We start from the raw sequence: 17,636 nt of genomic DNA, 5'->3' as shown, positions 1-17,636 counted from the left end.
CGCAACTCGTTGTTTTTCCTACCGGATTCCTCATTTTGTGGGTCACGAGCGCATGATGTCCTTTCTGCCCGCCGTATTGTCAGACACCGCTGCGCGCCGCCGGCTTGCGCTGACGGTCGCTACCACCGCCATTGCGGCCGCCACCCTGGCCGCCTGTTCACGCAAAGCCCCGCCGGAGCCGCCGCCGCGACCGGTCGTTGCGGTCGCCGCTCAGCTCGCCGAGCAAACCCCCATCGCGTCGTTGCCCGCACAGATCGAAGCGCGTTACACCACGCCGCTGTCGTTCCGCGTGGCCGGCAAGATCGTTGATCGCTCGGTACGTCTGGGCGATGCCGTCAAGGCCGGTCAGGTCGTCGCGAGGCTCGATCCGGCCGACCTCGCCAAGAGTGCCGCCAGTGCCAGTGCGCAACTCGACGCGGCGCAGCACCAGCTCGAATATGCAACGCAGACCGTGACGCGCGACCGCGCGCAGGCCCGCGAAAACCTGATTGCGCCAGCGCAACTCGAACAATCCGAAAATGCTTATGCCAGCGCGCTGGCCCAGCGCAATCAGGCGAGTCAGCAAGCCGCGCTGGCTGGCAATCAACTGAGCTACGGCAATCTGAAGGCGGACCGCGACGGTGTCATTACGGCCGAGCAGGCCGATACCGGGCAGAACGTCAGCGCCGGACAACCCGTCTATCAACTGGCATGGACGGGCGACGTCGACGTCATCGCCGACGTGCCCGAAGTCGCGCTCGGCGCGTTCCGCATCGGGCAGACGGCGAGCGTCTCCCTGCCCGCCATTCCGGGCAAGACCTGGCAAGCGCGCGTGCGTGAAATCTCGCCGGCGGCCGATCCGATGAGCCGCACCTACCGCGCAAAGCTCTCCCTGCTCTCGCCCGGACCGGACGTGAAGCTCGGTATGACGGCCAACGTGGCCTTCGCACAGCCGCTCACGGCGCCGGTCGCGACGGCGGCAGCGGGAGCATCTGCACCGGCGGCGGCATCCGCGCCGTCAGCAGGCGCCGCTGCCGACGCTCACCCGATCACCCTGCCGTCCACCGCACTCTTCCATCAAGGCAATCAGCCCGCCGTGTGGGTCGTCAAGCAAGACGACACGCTCGTGCTGCGACGCGTAACGATCGTGCGCTACGGCGAGCGCACCGTGACGGTTGCGGGCGGCATTCAGCCCGGCGAGCGCATCGTCTGGCAAGGCGTTCACACGGTCACCGCCGGTGAGAAAGTGCGCGTGATCGCGCCGCTGCATCCGGAGGACTTCGCGTCATGAGCACGCTAGACGGGAAACCGCCCGTGCCCCACGACCCGCAAGCCGCACCGAGCGACGAACCGAAGGATTACAGCCACGAAGAGGGACGCTTCAACCTCTCCGCGTGGGCCTTGCGCCATCGCTCGCTGATGATCTTCCTGATCGCGATGGCGACGATCTTCGGCATTCTGGCTTACTCGCGTCTCGCCCAATCGGAAGACCCGCCCTTCACGTTCCGCGTGATGGTGATCCGCACGTTCTGGCCGGGCGCCACGGCCAAACAAGTGCAGGAACAGGTCACGGACCGCATCGCGCGCAAGCTTCAGGAAATGCCCAGCATCGACTTCCAGCGCAGCTATTCGCGCCCGGGCGAGTCGCTGCTGTTCTTCTCGATGAAAGACTCGGCGCCCGCGAGCGAAGTGCCCGAGGAGTGGTATCAGGTGCGCAAGAAGGTCGGCGACATTGCCTACACGCTGCCGACCGGCGTTCAGGGCCCCTTCTTCAACGACGAGTTCGGCGACGTCTACACGCACATCTTCACCCTCGAAGGCGACGGCTTCGGCCCTGCCCAGTTGCGCGACTACGCCGACGCCCTGCGCACCGTGCTGCTGCGCGTGCCAGGTGTGGCCAAGGTTGATTACTTCGGCGATCAGGATCAGCGTATCTACGTCGAGATCAGCAACACGCAGCTCACGCGGCTGGGCATCTCCCCGAACCAGATCGCGCAGGCCGTGAACGGCCAGAACGCCGTCTCGCCGGCGGGCACCATCGAAGCGCCGAACGACCGTGTGGTGGTGCGTCCGAGCGGCCAGTTCCGCAATGTCGACGAACTCGCCGACACGCTCATCCGGGTGAACAACCGCACGTTCCGTCTGGGCGACATCGCCACGATCAAGCGCGGCTATGTCGATCCGCCCGTCTCGGAAATGCGCTTCGGCGGCAAGCCTGTGCTCGGCATCGGCATCACCATGCAAAAGGGGCAGGACGTCGTTCACCTCGGCAAGGCGCTCGAGAGCACGATGGGCAACCTACGCGCGCAACTGCCTGCCGGGCTAAAGCTCACCGAAGTCGCGAGCATGTCGCAGTCCGTGTCGCACTCGGTCGACGACTTCCTCGAAGCCGTGGCCGAAGCCGTGGCCATCGTGCTCGTCGTGAGTCTCGTCTCGCTGGGATTCCGCACCGGCATGGTCGTGGTGATTTCGATTCCGGTGGTGCTCGCCGTCACGTCGCTGTTCATGTACATCTTCGACATCGGGCTGCACAAGGTCTCGCTTGGCACGCTGATTCTGGCGCTCGGTCTGCTGGTGGACGATGCGATCATCGCCGTCGAAATGATGGCCGTGAAGCTCGCGCAAGGCTGGAACCGCAAGCGCGCCGCCGCCTTCGCCTACACCAGCACGGCGTTTCCGATGCTCACCGGCACGCTCGTCACCGTCTCCGGCTTCCTGCCGATCGCGCTGGCGAAATCGAGCACCGGCGAATACACGCGCTCGATCTTCGAAGTCTCGGCCATCGCATTGCTGGCGTCTTGGCTCGCAGCGGTCGTGCTCATTCCGTTGCTCGGCTACAAGTTGCTGCCGGAGCGTCCGCGCGAAGCGCATCATGGCGACGATCACGAGCACGAGGTCTACGACACCAGGTTCTACAACCGCCTGCGCGGCTGGCTGACGTGGTGCATCGAGCGCAAGATCATCGTGCTCGCCATTACCGTCGTGCTGTTCCTTATCGCCATGGCCGGGTTCTCACTCGTGCCGCAGCAGTTCTTCCCCAGCTCCGACCGTCCCGAGTTGATGGTGGACCTGCGCTTGCAGGAAGGCGCGTCGTATCAGGCGACGTTGCGCGAAACGCAGCGCCTCGAAAAACTGCTCGAAGGCCGTAAGGAAATCGACCACACGGTGAGCTTCGTCGGTACTGGCGCACCGCGCTTCTATCTGCCGCTCGACCAGCAACTGCCGACGCCGAACTTTGCGCAGCTCGTGATTACCGCCAAGTCGGTGGAGGAACGCGAAGCACTGGCGCAGTGGCTCGAACCGAAGCTGCGCGAGGCCATGCCCGGCGTGCGCACGCGTTTGTCGCGTCTGGAAAACGGACCGCCGGTCGGCTTCCCCGTGCAGTTCCGCGTGAGCGGCGACGACATCGGCACCGTGCGCAAGATCTCCGAGCAGGTGGCGGACGTGATGCGCAACAACGGTGACACGGTGGATGTGCAATTCGACTGGGACGAACCCTCGCAGCGCTCCGTGCGCTTCGAAGTCGATCAGCAGAAGGCGCGTGCGCTGGGCGTGAGTTCGACGGACATTGCGAACTTCATCGCCATGACGCTCACGGGGTACGACATCAGCCAGTATCGCGAGCGCGACAAGCTCATCTCGATCACGCTGCGCTCGCCCAAGGCCGAGCGTGTCGATCCGGCCAGGCTGGCCACGCTCGCGATGCCCACGCCGAACGGCCCGGTGCCGCTCGCCACGCTCGGACGCGTGGTCGACGAACTGGAATACGGCGTGATCTGGGAACGTGACCGTCAGCCGACGATTACCGTGCGCTCGGACGTCCGCGCAGGCAAGCAAGGCATCGACGTGACCGAAGCCGTCTACAAGAAGCTCAGCGACATTCGCAAGGCTCTGCCTGTCGGTTATCGCATCGAGATCGGCGGCTCCGTCGAGGAATCGGGCAAGGGTCAGGCATCGATCAACGCGCAAATGCCGATCATGATCATCGCCGTGCTCACACTGCTCATGATCCAGTTGCAGAGCTTCGCGCGCACCATGCTGGTGGTGCTCACCGCGCCGCTGGGCATGATCGGGGTCGTGGCGACGCTGCTGCTGTTCGGCAAGCCATTCGGTTTCGTGGCGATGCTCGGGGTGATCGCGATGTTCGGGATCATCATGCGTAACTCGGTGATTCTCGTCGATCAGATCGAGCAGGACGTCGCGGCCGGGCATCCGCGCTTCGACGCCATCGTGAGCGCCACGGTGCGACGCTTCCGTCCGATTACCCTGACGGCCGCCGCCGCCGTGCTCGCACTGATCCCGCTGTTGCGCAGCAACTTCTTCGGTCCGATGGCGACCGCGCTGATGGGCGGAATCACCAGCGCCACCATCCTGACCGTGTTTTTCCTGCCGGCGTTGTACGCGACGGCCTTCCGCGTGCGTCACGACGAACGCGCGTCGCATGCGGGCCATACGGCGTCCGCCAGCCCGCAAGGAGATCGCTCATGACCTCGCGCATCGTTTTGCGCTCGCTGACGCAACCGGTTTCACGCCGGGTGCGCCGTCCCGCCCTGCTCGTGCCCATCGTGTCGATTCTGCCGCTCTGGCTCGGCGCCTGCTCGTTCACCCCGGGCGACAAGCCACCGGCGATGCCCTCGCCGTCGCACTACGGCGTGAACGCCCTGCCCACGCAGACGGTCACGGCGCAAGGCGCCTCACAACGGTTCGACGTCGGTGCGCCGCCGGTCAAGGCGTGGTGGCAGGCCTATCAGTCCGACAAGCTGAACGCGCTGGTCGACGAAGGCCTGCGCAACAGCCCGAACCTGTCGTCGGCGGATCATGCCTTGCAGGCCGCACGTGAGCAGTTGAAGGCGCAGATCGGCTCGTCGCTGTTCCCGTCCATCGACATCGGCGGCGAAGCCGCGCGTGAACGCAATCTGGGCATCCCGAACCTGCGGCCGCCGACGGCGCTGTACAACATGTTCGTCGGCCAGATTCAGGCGCGCTACACCTTCGACTTCTTCGGCGCCTCGCGTTTCGCCAACGCCTCGCTCGCCGCGCAGGTCGACCAGCAGGCGTTCCAGCTCGAATCGGCTCGTCAGGCGCTGGCGGCGAATATCGTCTCGGGCGCGATCAGCGCGTCGGTGCTCGGCGCGCAGGTCAAGGCGACTGAGCGTCTCGTCGATCTCGCGCAGGCGGACGCCACCGACATGGCGCGCCGCGAAGCGCTCGGCGCCGTGTCGCGCGCCGACGCCCTCGCTTCCGCCCAGAACGCCGAGTCACTTGCGGCGTCGTTGCCGGGACTTCGGGCGCAATGGCAGTCCACTCGCCACGCGCTCGCCGTTCTGCTCGGCCGCACGCCGGATCAGGCGCCGGAGGATCTGGCGCTCGGGGAACTGAAGGTGCCGGGCACGGTGCCGGTCGTGGTGCCGTCGACGTTGCTCCAGTCGCGACCCGATATTCAGGCGGCGGAAATGGCGCTCAAGGCGGCATCGGCCGAAGTCGGCGTGGCAACGGCGCAGATGTTCCCGAGCCTGTCGCTCACCGCGTCGATGGGCAAAGGCGGCTTCAACTGGCCGACGGTCATGTCCAACGCCGGTTCGCTGTGGAGCATTGCCGCGTCGATCTCGCAACCGATCTTCCACGGCGGCGCGTTGCTCGCCCAGCGTCGGGCGGCACAGGCCACGTATGAAGCGGCCGTCGATCAGTACAAGCAGACCGTGCTGACGGCGTTCAGGAACGTGGCGGACACGCTGGCATCGCTCGAAGCGGACAATACGTCGCTACTGCATGCCGACACCGCGAGTGCCGCGGCAGAGCAGATCTATCGCGACACCGCCGCGCGGGTGCGTCTGGGGGCCTTGCCGGTGTCGTCGGCGCGAGGCCGTGAGCAGCAGTACTGGAACGCCTATCTGACGACGGTGCGTGCAACCGGCGCGCGTTTGTCGGATACTGCGCTACTGTTTTACGCGATGGGGGTGCCGCCCGAGCCATCGGTCGATGCGGCAGCACCGGCCAGCGGGGCGGCAGCGACCGCACCGGCCGACGCACAGTCGCCCCCGTCGCAAGACGTAGCCCGACGATGACCGCCACACCCATTACGCGGGGCCGACGCCCCAAACACTTGCCCGATGGCCGCGCAGCCCTGCTGAACGCGGCCATCGACGCTTTCTCGCATCTCGGCTATGACGGCGCCAACCTGCGCGGCATCGCCGCTACGGCAAAAGTCGACGCCAGCCTCGTGCGCGTGCACTTCGGCTCGAAGGAGCAACTCTGGCGCGCCTGCGTCGATACGCTCGAAGCCGCGCTCACGGCCCCCGTCGACAATCTGAAAGCAATCGCGGACGACACCACCCGCCCGGTACGCGACCGGCTGCGCGACGCCATTGCACTCATTGCGGCCTACGCCGTGCAGCATCCCGAGCACAAACGCTTCATTTCCCTGCACGCCACGGAGACCGGCGAGCGTGGTGCGGTGCTGTACCGCCATCTGCTCGAACCGGTCTACAACTGCATGGAGAAGCTCATCGTGGAGGGGATGGCCGCCGGCGTGGTGCGCGCCGAGCACCCGGCCATGTATTTCTGCGTGCTCGCTCACGCGCTGCACCCGCCGCCCGGCTCACCGGTGCTGATGCAGGTGATTGCGCCGGAAGTCGGCGGCGAGGCCTTCGGTCCCGCCCTGCTCAAGCAGGTCGAGATGGTCTTTTTCACGCCGCCGGACACCGAAGGCTGAGATCGAAGGATTCAATCAACGCGAGATTGGAATCGCGGCTCGCGGTCGGAAAACCGATCAGCGTTTCCAGCCAGGCACGGCTCGAGACCTCATTCATCGCCCGGCACGCCATAGCTCGGCGCGGCCGTGGGATTCAGGGCGCGCGTCACATAATCCTGCATTTGAGGCGCGTAGGCGCGCCAGAGGCCGTGGAGTTGGCCGATGGGATCGTCGTCCGCCCAGTCCACCCGCAGATCGACGATGGGCCAGACCAGATCGCCCACGATCTTCAGCGCCGCAGAGTGCACCGGTCCGGCTTCGCCGCCAGCGGCCATCGCCGCGTGCATGGCCGCGAGCAGACGATCCGCCAGCGGGCCTGTGGTCTGCTCGAACGCGGGCACCATCGACTCGATCACCCCAAGGCTCGACAGCATGTTGCCCGCAGCCACGCACTGCCGCCCGGCGACCGCGTGGTAGGTCCCGAGCGCCTGATAACCGCTGAAGTGCGCGGTGCGCCCCTGCGCGTCGACCACCGTCACTTGCCGGTATTCGCTCCACTGGCGCTCGGTCAGCGCGTCGCGCAAGGCGGTCTGCGGGTCCGCACCCCCGGCGAGACGGTCGAGAATGTCCGGCCCGAGTGCAGGCAGCGTGACGTTCTGTGTCGCCACCGCGCCAACGTTCGCGCGCAGCCACGGACACCGTGCACCCACGGCAATGCTCGACGAGCTGATGGCGATACCGAGTTGTCCGGTCTGCTCACAGCGTCCGACAATGGAGAAAGTCATATGCGTTCCTTATGCAAGTGAGGCACGTCAGGCACGTTGGGAATCCTGCGGCGTCCAGCCTTCGGGAATCACCGCGATCACGTCGATTTCCATCAGCCACTCGGGTTGTCCGAGCGCGACGACCGTCAGCCCGGTGGAGATGGGAAACACGCCCTTGAGCCACTTGCCCACTTCGCGATAGACCGGCTCGCGATAACGCACGTCCGTCAGATAGGTCGTGGTCTTTACCACATGCGACAGGTCGCTGCCCGCCTCTTCGAGCAACTGCTTGACGTTCTTCATCGCCTGCTCGGCCTGCGCGCGCGGATCGCCGAGACCGACGAGATTGCCCGCGAAATCGGTGCCGATCTGGCCACGCACGTACACGGTGTTCCCCGCGCGCACCGCCTGACAGAGATCGTTGTCGAGCGACTGATTCGGATACGTGTCCTTCGTGTTGAACATGCGGATACGGGTATGGGTCGGTTGGGTCATGGAAGGCTCCTCGGATCGTGATCGTGACTCAGTTCGCGACATTCGTCGGCGCGTCGTAGTAAGCGAGATATTTGCGTTGCGTCGCGATGTGCTCGGCGACATGTCGTGCGTCGTGCCACACGCCCCAGATGAAGGACGAGCCACGACGCGACAGCCACGGCAAGCCGAGGAAATAGACCCCCGGCTCCTTCGAGACGCCACGCTGATGTTTGGGCTTGCCGCTATCGTCGAACGCATCGACTTGCAGCCACTGGAAGTCATGGACGTAGCCGGTCGCCCAGAGAATCGTGGTCACCCCGGCGTTCACCAGGTCCAACTCACTGAGCGGATGCGTCAGACACTCGGGGTCGGGGGGAATGACACGGGCTTCAGGCTCATCCGGAAGTTCGAGGCCATTGCGCGCCGCGTAGGCGTCGGCAGCGTCGAGCATCGACAGGTAGTTTTCGTCCCCTCGCGCGATGTTCTCGGCCAGATCGGGCGCAAAGCGCACCACGCCGCCGTCGAACGATTGGGTGAGGCCCGTGAGCGTCACCCCCTGATGCGCCAGACGGCGAAAGTCCACCGTATGGCCACCGCGCGCGCCGCTCACGGCAATCGTCACGTGCGCCTTGCCGGGCCGCATGACCTCGGCATCCCACTCGCCCAGCACCCCGAGCCACCAGCAGAAGTCGCGCCCGCGATAGCCGCGCGGGGGGCGGTCGTGCGGGCCGACCGACAAGTAGACCTGACGTCCTGAGCGCTGCAATTCGTCGGCAATCTGTACACCCGACGACCCGGCGCCGACAACCAGCACATTGCCCGGGGGCAACTGCTCCGGATTGCGGTAATCAGCCGAATGCAACTGCGTCAGGCGCTCGTCGCGGGGCGCGATGCCCGGAATCACCGGTCGCTGGAACGGCCCCGTCGCCACCACCACGCGAAGCGCCTCGTACCGGCCATCCGACGTCTCGACAGTGAAGCCCGGCCGTCCGACGTTTCTCACGACCTTCGTCACTTCCACGCCCGTGCGGATCGGCGCTTCGATCTTGCGCGCGTAATCCACGAAATAGTCCGCCACCTGCTCTTTCGATGCGAAACCATCCGGGTCGACGTCGGCAAACGTCATGCCGGGAAACCGGTCATGCCACGCGGGACCATTGGCGACGAGCGAATCCCAGCGTCCGGTGCGCCAACGCTCCGCGATGCGCGCGCGTTCCAGCACGAGATGCGGCACACCGAGCTTGCTCAGGTGCTCGCTCATCGCCACGCCGGCCTGACCGGCACCGACGACGAGCGTATCGATTGACGGGGTTTGCACTGTCATGGCTTGCGTCCTTCAGAAGGCAGAGAGTTGGCGAACCACCCGGGGGATGGGTCATTCGGGGCAATCTACGCGTGCGGACAGCATCCGAAAAATACATTTAAAAAATGCAGGGCATCGGATTTGACTATGCAGACTATTTTTTCGGTTTCACAATGCCGTCGAATCATGCCACCTGCGATTTGCCGCCCGATTTGCCGCCCGATATGCCGCCTTATTTCCCGCCTGATGGAGCGATGCCGATGGACAATCAGCCGCTGCGTTACTCGCTGCGCCAACTGCGCTATTTCGTGGTCACCGCCGAGGTGCTGTCGTTCACTGCGGCGGCCAGACGGCTGCACATCTCACAACCTTCCATCTCTACCGCGCTTGCGGATCTTGAAGTCTCGTTCGGCGTGCAATTGTTCATCCGGCATCACGCGAGCGGGCTGTCGCTCACGCAAGCCGGGCGCGATCTGCTCGGGCAGGCGCGCAACCTGCTCAAGACGGCGGAAGAGTTACAGATGGCGGCCAAGGAGATGGATGGCGGCATGACCGGTGCGATTGCGCTGGGATGTCTGGCGTCACTCGCGCCGCCGCTGATGCCGGGCCTGATCAGTCGCTTCACGCAGGAGCACGCCGGTATTTCGTTTCGCACCGTCGAAGCCCATCAGGACGGCCTTTTACGTGGCCTGCACGACGGCTCGCTCGATCTCGTGCTCACCTACAGCCTCGATCTGAGCGAGGACATCGCGTTCACCCCGCTGCTGTCGCTGCCGCCGTACGCGATCCTGCCGCGCACACACCGACTCGCCCGTGCACGCAAAGTGTCGCTGGCCGACTTGCAGTCAGAGCCCTACGTGATGCTCGATCTGCCGCACAGCCGCGAGTATTTCGCGGCGCTGTTCGATGCGGTCGGCACCCGGCCCGTGCCGGCCTTCCGCTCGTCGCAACCCGAGGTCGTGCGCGGCATGGTGGCGAACGGTCTGGGCTACAGCCTGCTGAACTTCCCGCTCAAATCGACGCGCACGGTGGACGGCGAGGAATTCGTCATCAAGCGCTTCAAGGACAACGTCAACGCGCTCACGCTGGGCGTAGCCCAATCCCGCACGATGAAGCCGCGCCGGGTGGTCGAGCGCTTCGCGTCGTTCTGCGAGAACCACATCCGGCGACTCCATCTCACGCCGCAATGACTCGCCTGCCGCCTGATTCGCATCATCAGCATCGCGCATAGGTCCCCGCGGCATTTCAACGCTGCATAGGGAAAACCTTTGCCCTGTATCCGAAAACAATATTTTGGCTGGCAATTTGGCTTGATAGATTGATGTTCATGTTGAGCGCCGAACGCTAGGGACAGCAGCATGCCCCGAGGCGAAACGGCGAATGAACGGAGGGCTTCATGGCTGACCAGACAGGGACGATCGCAGGGCAAACGCTCATCGACGCACTGCGTGCCGGTGGCGAACGCTCATTCGACGATGCACGGGCAATGCCGCCCGGCGTGTATACGTCGCCCGACTTTCTCGCTCGCGAGCAACAGGGCATCTTTGCCAGAGAGTGGCAATGCGTGGGGCGGGCCAGCGTGCTCGCTGCGCCGGGCGATTACCTCACGGCCCAGATCGGCGATCAGCCTGTCGTGGTCGTGCGTGACGAGCAGGGGCAACTGACGGCGATGTCCAACGTCTGCCTGCATCGCATGTCCGTGCTGCTCGAAGGACGCGGCAACATCCGTCGCATCGTCTGCCCTTACCACGCGTGGAACTACGGCCTCGACGGTCAGTTGAAAGGCGCGCCGATGATGGACGAGCAAGCGGGCTTCTGCAAGGAAAGCTACCGGCTGCCCGCGATTCGTTGCGAGCAGTGGCAAGGCTGGATATACGTCACGCTCGACTCTCATGCGCCGCCCGTCGCCCGGCAACTGAGCGAACTCACCGAACTGATCGCGCCTTACGGCATGACCGACTACATCGAAACTTTCTATGAAGAGCACGTCTGGGATACGAACTGGAAGATCCTGGCCGAGAACTTCATGGAGAGCTATCACCTGCCGATGCTGCATCGCGCCACGGTAGGGCCGCATTCGAAGCTCGAAGAGATGGAATGCCCGCCGGGTCTCGCGGCGTTCAACTATCACTGGATCACCAAGGAAGCGAGCCTGCCGATCGGCAACGCGCACCCCGACAACACCCGCCTCGAAGGCCACTGGCGCAAGACGACGGCGCTGCTGGCGATCTACCCGACGCATCTCGTCACGCTCACCCCCGGGTACTTCTGGTACCTCGTGCTCCAGCCGCGGGGCGTGGGACGTGTGCACATTCGCTTCGGCGGCGGGCTGGCGCCCGAGTTCGTCGCGGACCCACAGGCGCAAACTTACATGGCGTCGCTCAAGACACTGCTCGACGAAGTCAACGCCGAAGACCGGCGTGGCGTGGAAGCCGTGTTCCGTGGCGTACACGCACCGCTGGCGAAGCCGGGCCATCTGAGCCGACTGGAGCGCCCCAATTACGATTTCGCGCGCTATCTCGCCGCGAAGCTGGCTCAGCCCTGAGTGCCGGACCCGGTCTCACACCCGGCGCCGCACTCCGAAGACAGGACACCATCACGATGTCGAACCCTTCCTTCATTTCGTTCTCGAGCGTGAGCAAGTCGTATGACGGCGTGCATCACGTCGTCGACGACCTGAACCTCGATGTACGCCGCGGAGAGTTCCTGTCCTTGCTCGGCCCATCGGGTTCGGGCAAGACGACCACGCTCATGATGCTCGCGGGTTTCGAGTCCCCCACGCACGGAGAGATTCGTCTGGACGGCCAGCGTCTCGACGACAAGCCCCCGCATCGGCGCGACATCGGCATGGTGTTCCAGAACTACGCGCTGTTCCCGCATCTCACGATTGCGCAGAACGTGGCCTTCCCGCTGTCGGTGCGACGCGTCGGACGCACCGAGCAGAATGCCCGCGTCAAGCGCGCGCTGGAGATCATCGAACTGTCGCATCTCGCCAACCGGCGTCCCGCCCAACTCTCCGGCGGTCAGCAGCAGCGCGTGGCGCTGGCCCGTGCGCTGGTGTTCGAGCCGAGCGTGGTGCTGATGGACGAGCCGCTGGGCGCGCTCGACAAACGGCTGCGCGAGACGATGCAGTACGAGATCATGCGCCTGCATCGCGAGCTGTCGCTGACCATCGTCTACGTGACGCACGATCAGGCCGAAGCGCTGACGATGTCGGATCGCGTTGCCGTGTTTTCGGACGGGTGCATTCAGCAGGCCGCGTCGCCGACCGAACTCTACGAGAACGCGCAGAACGCCTTCGTCGCGAATTTCGTCGGCGAGAACAACGGATTGACGGGACGCGTCGTGCGCGCCGCCGACGGCTGGGCGACCCTCGCGCTGGCCGACGGCAGCCTCATTCGCGGGCGCTGCAATGTCGAGGCCACCACTGACGCAACAACCAATTCGGGGTTGCGCACCGGCGACGACGCCATGCTCGCGCTGCGTCCCGAGCGCGCGCACATCCCCGGCCCGGACGGCGTGCACGCCCCGGAAGAACACAACGTCGTGCGAGCGCGCGTCGATGAACTCGTCTACTGCGGCGATCACCATCGCGTGCACCTCACGCTCGGCTCGCGCGATGCCATCGTCGTCAAAGTCCCCAACACGCAGCGTCATGCCCTGCCCTGCACGGGCGACACCATCGATGTCGCATGGCGTCACGACGACTGCAAGATTCTTGCCGCCAGCGCACCCCGTGCTACGCCGGCCCCGGTTTCTCCCGACGCACCTTCCCCATCCCTGATCCTGACTGCACCTGCCGGAGCCAACTGATATGCGCACTTCTCTCAAAACGCACTGCGCCGCCCTCGCCGTCCTGGCCTTCGCCACCACGGCCACGACGACAACCTACGCCGCCGAAACTCTCAACGTGGTGACTTTTGGCGGTGCCTTCGAGGCAGCGGCCAAGAAAGCCTGGTTCGAGCCGTTCACGCAGGCCACGGGTGTCACGTTCGCGACCGAGTCGTATGACGGCGGTCTCGCCAAACTCTCCGCCATGGAGCAGGCGAAGAACACCACGTGGGACCTGATCGACATGGAGACCAACGACGCGATCACGGCCTGCGACGAGGGGCTGCTCAAGAAGTTCGACAAGAAGACCCTCGGCAAGACCAGCGACTTCATTCCCGGCTCGATCAGCGAGTGCGCCGTCGCGAGCATGGTCTGGTCGACGATCTACGCCTTCGATGCGAGCAAGCTGAAAACCGCACCGACGACCGTCAACGACTTCTTCGATTTGCAGAAATTCCCCGGCAAGCGCGGGCTGCGCAAGTCGCCGAAGGTCACGATGGAATGGGCGCTGATCGCTGACGGCGTCGATCCGAAGGACGTCTACAAGGTGCTCGCCACGCCCGCCGGCGTCGACCGCGCGTTCAAGAAGCTCGACACCATCAAGAAGAGCATCGTCTGGTGGGAGTCCGGTGCACAGGCGCCGCAGTTGCTCGCCGACGGTGCCGTCGTCATGGTGCAGGCTTACAACGGCCGGATCGACGACGCGGCGAAGAAGGACAAGAAGCCGTTCAAGGCCGTGTGGGACGCACAGGTCTACGACTTCGAATGGTGGGGCGTGCCCGCCGGCGCCAAGCATGCCGATGCGGCCGCCAAGTTCATCGTCTCCCAGTCGCAACCGAAGGCGTCTGCCGATCTGTCGAAGTACATCGCCTACGCGCCGCCGCGCAAGGACGCCATCCAGTACGTCGACAAGCAACGCCTGGCCGATATGCCGACCGCGCCGGAGAACTTCAAGCGCGCCGTGCAGATCAACGCGAACTTCTGGGCCGATAACGCTGACGCCATCAACAAGCGCTTCCAGGTGTGGCTCACGCAATGACGTGTAGCGCTCCTGATATTCACGACCCATCGGCGCACCGAACGAGATAACGCCCATGCCCGCATCGACTCACGCTACGCCTCCCGGTGCCCGACCGAGCACCGGTGGTCCCGTCGTCCCGGAGGCGCTTGCCGCATACCGCCGGGTGCAACGGCACGCGTCGATGCGGGCGCTGTTGCTGGCCTTGCCGCTGATCGTGTTTCTGCTCTCGACGTTCATCGCGCCGATTGCCATGCTGCTCGCCCGCAGCGTGCAAAACCACGAGGTCACCGAGGGCATGCCGCAACTCGCCCGCGCCCTGAACGCATGGGACGGTCACGATGTCCCCGGTGAAGCGACCTTCGCGGTGCTGGCCGCCGATCTGAAGCAAGCCCGCGAGAGCGGACAACTCGGCACCATCGCGCGACGGATGAACTTCGCGCAACCGGAGTTTCGCAGCCTGCTCATGCGTACGGCACGCGCCGTCGGCGACGAAGCGCCGCCCGCGTGGAAGCCTGCGTTGATCGAACTCGACGCGCGCTGGAATGCGCCTGAGACGTGGCGTCTGCTCAAACGTGCCGCCACGTCGCCCACGCCCGACTACCTGCTCGCCGGAATGGACATGCAGGTCACGCCGCAAGGCGCTGTCGCGTCGGTGCCGGAGAATGCGTCGGTGTACCGCGAGGCGTTCGCACGCACGATCTCGATCAGCGCAACCGTGACCGTGCTTTGCCTCATTCTCGGCTATCCGGTCGCATGGCTGCTCGCGAATCTGCCCGAGAAGCAGAGCAACCGCCTGATGCTGTTCGTCATCGTGCCGTTCTGGACGTCGCTACTCGTGCGCACGACGGCCTGGTATGTGCTGCTGCAACCCGGCGGCGTCATCAATAGCCTGCTTTCCGTGCTCGGTCTCACCTCGCATCCGGTCGCCCTGATCTTCAACCGGACCGGCGTGCTGATCGGCATGACCCACGTGCTGCTGCCCTACATGATTCTGGCGATCTACTCGGTGATGAAGAGCGTCTCGCCCGTCTATATGCGCGCGGCGAAGTCGCTCGGCGCGCACCCGTTCACGGCCTTCGTGCGGATCTACATCCCGCAGACGTTCCCCGGCGTGGGCGCGGGCTGTTTCCTCGTATTCGTGCTGGCGCTCGGTTACTACATCACGCCTTCGCTGCTGGGAGGGGCCGGTGACGAGATGATCAGCCAGCTCATCGCCATGCAGACCAACACGCAGCTCAACTGGGGCCTTGCCGGGGCACTCTCGGCTTATCTGGTGATTTTCACGGCGGTCTTCTACTTCATCTTCAACCGCATCGTCGGCATCGACCGGCTGCGCTTCGGCTGACCCCGGACGCAGCGCGAGCCACGCAGGAGAGACGACCATGCAGGACAAACGCAATACGGTGTTGGCGGAGCGGGTGGCGTGGCGCTGGGTGCGTCTGCATACGGCGCTTACGCTCGGTTTCCTGATCGCGCCGATTCTCGCGATCATTCCGCTGTCGTTCAACGCGGGTTCGTATTTCTCGTACCCGATGACGGGCTTCTCGATGCGCTGGTACGAACAGGCGCTCACGAGTCCGGACTGGCAGCGCGCGCTGCTCAACAGCCTCGGAATCGGCGCCGCGTCGACGCTGATCGCCACCGGTCTGGGAACGCTGGCCGCATTGGGCCTCTCGCGCTCGCAGTTTCCGCTGCGCTCGGTCATCATGCCGATCATCGTCTCGCCGATGATCGTGCCCATCGTCGTGGTAGCCGCGGGCTTCTATTTGATCTTCGCGCCGCTCGGGCTCGTCAATTCGTACCCGGGCGTGATTCTGGCGCACGCCGCCCTGGGCACGCCCTTCGTCGTGATTACGGTGACGGCCTCGCTGCTGTCGTTCGACCAGAGTCTGCTGCGCGCCGCCTCGGGTCTCGGTGCCGCGCCGTGGGTCACGTTCCGGCGCGTGACGCTACCGCTCATCACCCCCGCAGTGGCAACCGGCAGCGTGTTCGCCTTCGCGACGTCGTTCGACGAAGTGATCGTGATCCTGTTCATCGGCGGACCAGACCAGAAGACGGTGCCGCGTCAGATGTGGAGCGGCATTCGCGATTCGATCGATCCGTCGATTCTGGCGGTCGCCACGATGCTCATCATCTTTGCCGTGCTGCTGTTCGCGAGCATCAACTGGCTGCGCGCACGCGCCGCAGCGGCCAGCCGGGCGATGGGCTGAGCGCAGGACGGTCCGTGTCGCCCCACACCTGCGCAGCCCATCCACGTCAATGCGACATCGACGCACCCGGCGGCAGCGCCCCTTGTCTCGGCGCCTCGGCACCGGTGCCCAACACCGCGCCGCGACGTTCACGTCCGAAGTAGATCATCACGGCGATCACCACCGCGACGGTACCGGCGACCAACGCCATCGCCAGCCCGAAGTTGCCGTCGTGTGCCTTGGCGATCCCCGCCTGCAAGTTACCGTTGACCGACGCGAACAGATTCCCCAACTGATAGACCAGCCCCGGGAAGGTCGCGCGAATCTCGTCGGGCGAGAGTTCGTTCAGATGCGCCGGAATCACGCCCCACGCCCCCTGCACCGAGATCTGCATCAGGAACGCCCCGATGGCGAGCAACACCGCACCGCTTGAGAACGCCCACAACGGCAGCACGGGCAAGGCGATCAGCGAGGCGATGATGATGGCGCGGCGGCGTCCGATTTTCTCCGAGATCGCACCGAAGAACAGCCCGCCGATGATCGCGCCGATGTTGTACGTGATCGCGATCCAGCTCACGGTGTGCGTGTCGAACTTGTGCTGCACTTGCAGGAACGTCGGGTACAGATCCTGTGTGCCGTGCGAGAAGAAGTTGAACGCGGTCATCAGCACGATGGCATACAGCGCCAGCTTCCAGTCGCGGGAGAGCACCTGAATGAAGTTGGCCCGTGGCGCGGCGCTCGTCGACGCCCCCTTTTGCCACGCGGGCGATTCGGGCACGTGACGTCGGATGTAGAACACCAGCAAGGCCGGCAGCACGCCTACGAAGAACATGCCGCGCCAGCCGATGCTGTCGTAGAACAGCCCGTAGACGACCGACGCGAGCAGATAGCCGCTCGGATAGCCCGCCTGCAACAGACCGGAGACGATGCCGCGCGAATGGGTGGGCACGCTTTCCATCGTAAGCGCCGCCCCGACACCCCACTCACCGCCCATCGCGATACCGAAGAGCGCGCGCAGGATCAGCAGGACGGTAAGGCTCGGCGCGAAGCCGGAGGCCAGTTCGAGCAACGCGTAAAGGAGCACGCTCGCCATCATGGCCGGGCGTCGTCCGAACTTGTCGCCGAGGCGGCCGAAGAGGAACGCGCCGACCGGGCGCATCGCCAGTGTGAGCAGCAGCGCGAAGGTCACGCTGCCCAGCTCGGTATTGAACTCCTTCGCAATGTCCTTGAGTACGAACACCATCAGGAAGAAATCGAACGCGTCCAGCGTCCACCCAAGATAGCTTGCCGTTACCACATGCTTCTGTTCTTTAGTCCAGGTCATGGTGTCTCCTCCATCGGCGGCAATGTTGCGCGACGAATTCACTCTACGCCCGAAAATCGC

14 protein-coding genes are annotated in these 17,636 nt (G+C 64.9%); 10 read left to right on the top strand and 4 right to left on the bottom strand.

What is annotated here, in order from left to right; genetic code table 11:
* The first annotated feature begins 55 nt into the window (after nucleotides 1-55).
* From C5N93_RS22920 to C5N93_RS22905, 4 genes are read left to right on the top strand one after another with little or no spacing between them, the layout of a single operon-like run.
* The gene (locus C5N93_RS22920) at nucleotides 56-1,270 is read left to right on the top strand and encodes an efflux RND transporter periplasmic adaptor subunit (protein ID WP_242561043.1); all 1,215 of its coding nucleotides are present in this window, start codon (nucleotides 56-58) and stop codon (nucleotides 1,268-1,270) included.
* Nucleotides 1,267-4,467 carry an efflux RND transporter permease subunit gene (locus tag C5N93_RS22915; protein WP_277990418.1) on the top strand — a complete coding sequence of 1,067 codons (3,201 nt, stop codon included), beginning with the start codon at nucleotides 1,267-1,269 and terminating at the stop codon, nucleotides 4,465-4,467. The genes C5N93_RS22920 and C5N93_RS22915 overlap by 4 nt, the downstream gene beginning before the upstream one ends.
* Complete coding sequence (locus C5N93_RS22910; RefSeq protein ID WP_242561042.1) at nucleotides 4,464-6,044, top strand: efflux transporter outer membrane subunit; 1,581 nt, start codon at nucleotides 4,464-4,466, stop codon at nucleotides 6,042-6,044. Before C5N93_RS22915 ends, C5N93_RS22910 begins: the two co-directional genes overlap by 4 nt.
* Nucleotides 6,041-6,691: a TetR/AcrR family transcriptional regulator gene (locus C5N93_RS22905; protein WP_242561041.1), complete on the top strand. Its 651-nt coding sequence runs from the start codon at nucleotides 6,041-6,043 to the stop codon at nucleotides 6,689-6,691. The genes C5N93_RS22910 and C5N93_RS22905 overlap by 4 nt, the downstream gene beginning before the upstream one ends.
* Nucleotides 6,692-6,780: 89 nt before the next feature.
* On the opposite strand, the gene C5N93_RS22900 is transcribed toward C5N93_RS22905, so the two are convergent.
* From C5N93_RS22900 to C5N93_RS22890, 3 genes are read right to left on the bottom strand one after another with little or no spacing between them, the layout of a single operon-like run.
* A complete protein-coding gene (locus C5N93_RS22900) occupies nucleotides 6,781-7,455 on the bottom strand; it encodes a DUF1028 domain-containing protein (RefSeq protein ID WP_242561040.1) in 675 nt (224 codons plus the stop codon).
* A gap of 27 nt (nucleotides 7,456-7,482) precedes the next feature.
* Nucleotides 7,483-7,929, bottom strand: coding sequence for a RidA family protein (locus C5N93_RS22895; protein ID WP_150720352.1), 447 nt, complete (start codon nucleotides 7,927-7,929; stop codon nucleotides 7,483-7,485).
* Nucleotides 7,930-7,957: 28 nt separating this feature from the next.
* Nucleotides 7,958-9,232 carry an NAD(P)/FAD-dependent oxidoreductase gene (locus C5N93_RS22890; protein WP_242561039.1) on the bottom strand — a complete coding sequence of 425 codons (1,275 nt, stop codon included), beginning with the start codon at nucleotides 9,230-9,232 and terminating at the stop codon, nucleotides 7,958-7,960.
* 239 nt (nucleotides 9,233-9,471) lie between these two features.
* Here C5N93_RS22890 and C5N93_RS22885 point away from each other — a divergent pair, with 239 nt between their 5' ends.
* The 6 genes from C5N93_RS22885 to C5N93_RS22860 all read left to right on the top strand — a co-directional run bounded on the left by C5N93_RS22885 (nucleotide 9,472) and on the right by C5N93_RS22860 (nucleotide 16,273).
* Entirely contained in the window at nucleotides 9,472-10,401 is a 930-nt protein-coding gene (locus tag C5N93_RS22885) for a LysR family transcriptional regulator (protein ID WP_242561038.1), read from the top strand.
* Nucleotides 10,402-10,607: 206 nt separating this feature from the next.
* Complete coding sequence (locus C5N93_RS22880) at nucleotides 10,608-11,756, top strand: SRPBCC family protein (RefSeq protein ID WP_242561037.1); 1,149 nt, start codon at nucleotides 10,608-10,610, stop codon at nucleotides 11,754-11,756.
* Between the two features lie 56 nt (nucleotides 11,757-11,812).
* Nucleotides 11,813-13,024, top strand: coding sequence for an ABC transporter ATP-binding protein (locus C5N93_RS22875; RefSeq protein ID WP_242561036.1), 1,212 nt, complete (start codon nucleotides 11,813-11,815; stop codon nucleotides 13,022-13,024).
* Nucleotide 13,025: 1 nt separating this feature from the next.
* Nucleotides 13,026-14,081 (top strand): ABC transporter substrate-binding protein, encoded by a 1,056-nt coding sequence (locus tag C5N93_RS22870; protein ID WP_069343172.1) that lies wholly within the window; start codon nucleotides 13,026-13,028, stop codon nucleotides 14,079-14,081.
* A 55-nt stretch (nucleotides 14,082-14,136) separates the two neighbouring features.
* Nucleotides 14,137-15,408 carry an ABC transporter permease gene (locus C5N93_RS22865; RefSeq protein ID WP_242561035.1) on the top strand — a complete coding sequence of 424 codons (1,272 nt, stop codon included), beginning with the start codon at nucleotides 14,137-14,139 and terminating at the stop codon, nucleotides 15,406-15,408.
* 37 nt (nucleotides 15,409-15,445) lie between these two features.
* Nucleotides 15,446-16,273: an ABC transporter permease gene (locus tag C5N93_RS22860; protein ID WP_242561034.1), complete on the top strand. Its 828-nt coding sequence runs from the start codon at nucleotides 15,446-15,448 to the stop codon at nucleotides 16,271-16,273.
* A 46-nt stretch (nucleotides 16,274-16,319) separates the two neighbouring features.
* On the opposite strand, the gene C5N93_RS22855 is transcribed toward C5N93_RS22860, so the two are convergent.
* A complete protein-coding gene (locus C5N93_RS22855) occupies nucleotides 16,320-17,576 on the bottom strand; it encodes an MFS transporter (protein WP_242561033.1) in 1,257 nt (418 codons plus the stop codon).
* Nucleotides 17,577-17,636: the final 60 nt, after the last annotated feature.

Origin of the sequence: Pandoraea sp. LA3 (genome assembly GCF_022696215.1) — a bacterium.
In the GTDB taxonomy this organism is placed as follows: Bacteria; Pseudomonadota; Gammaproteobacteria; order Burkholderiales; family Burkholderiaceae; genus Pandoraea; species Pandoraea capi.
The sequence above is the reverse complement of the archived record's forward strand: the minus strand, read 5'-3'. Positions and strand labels throughout refer to the sequence as shown.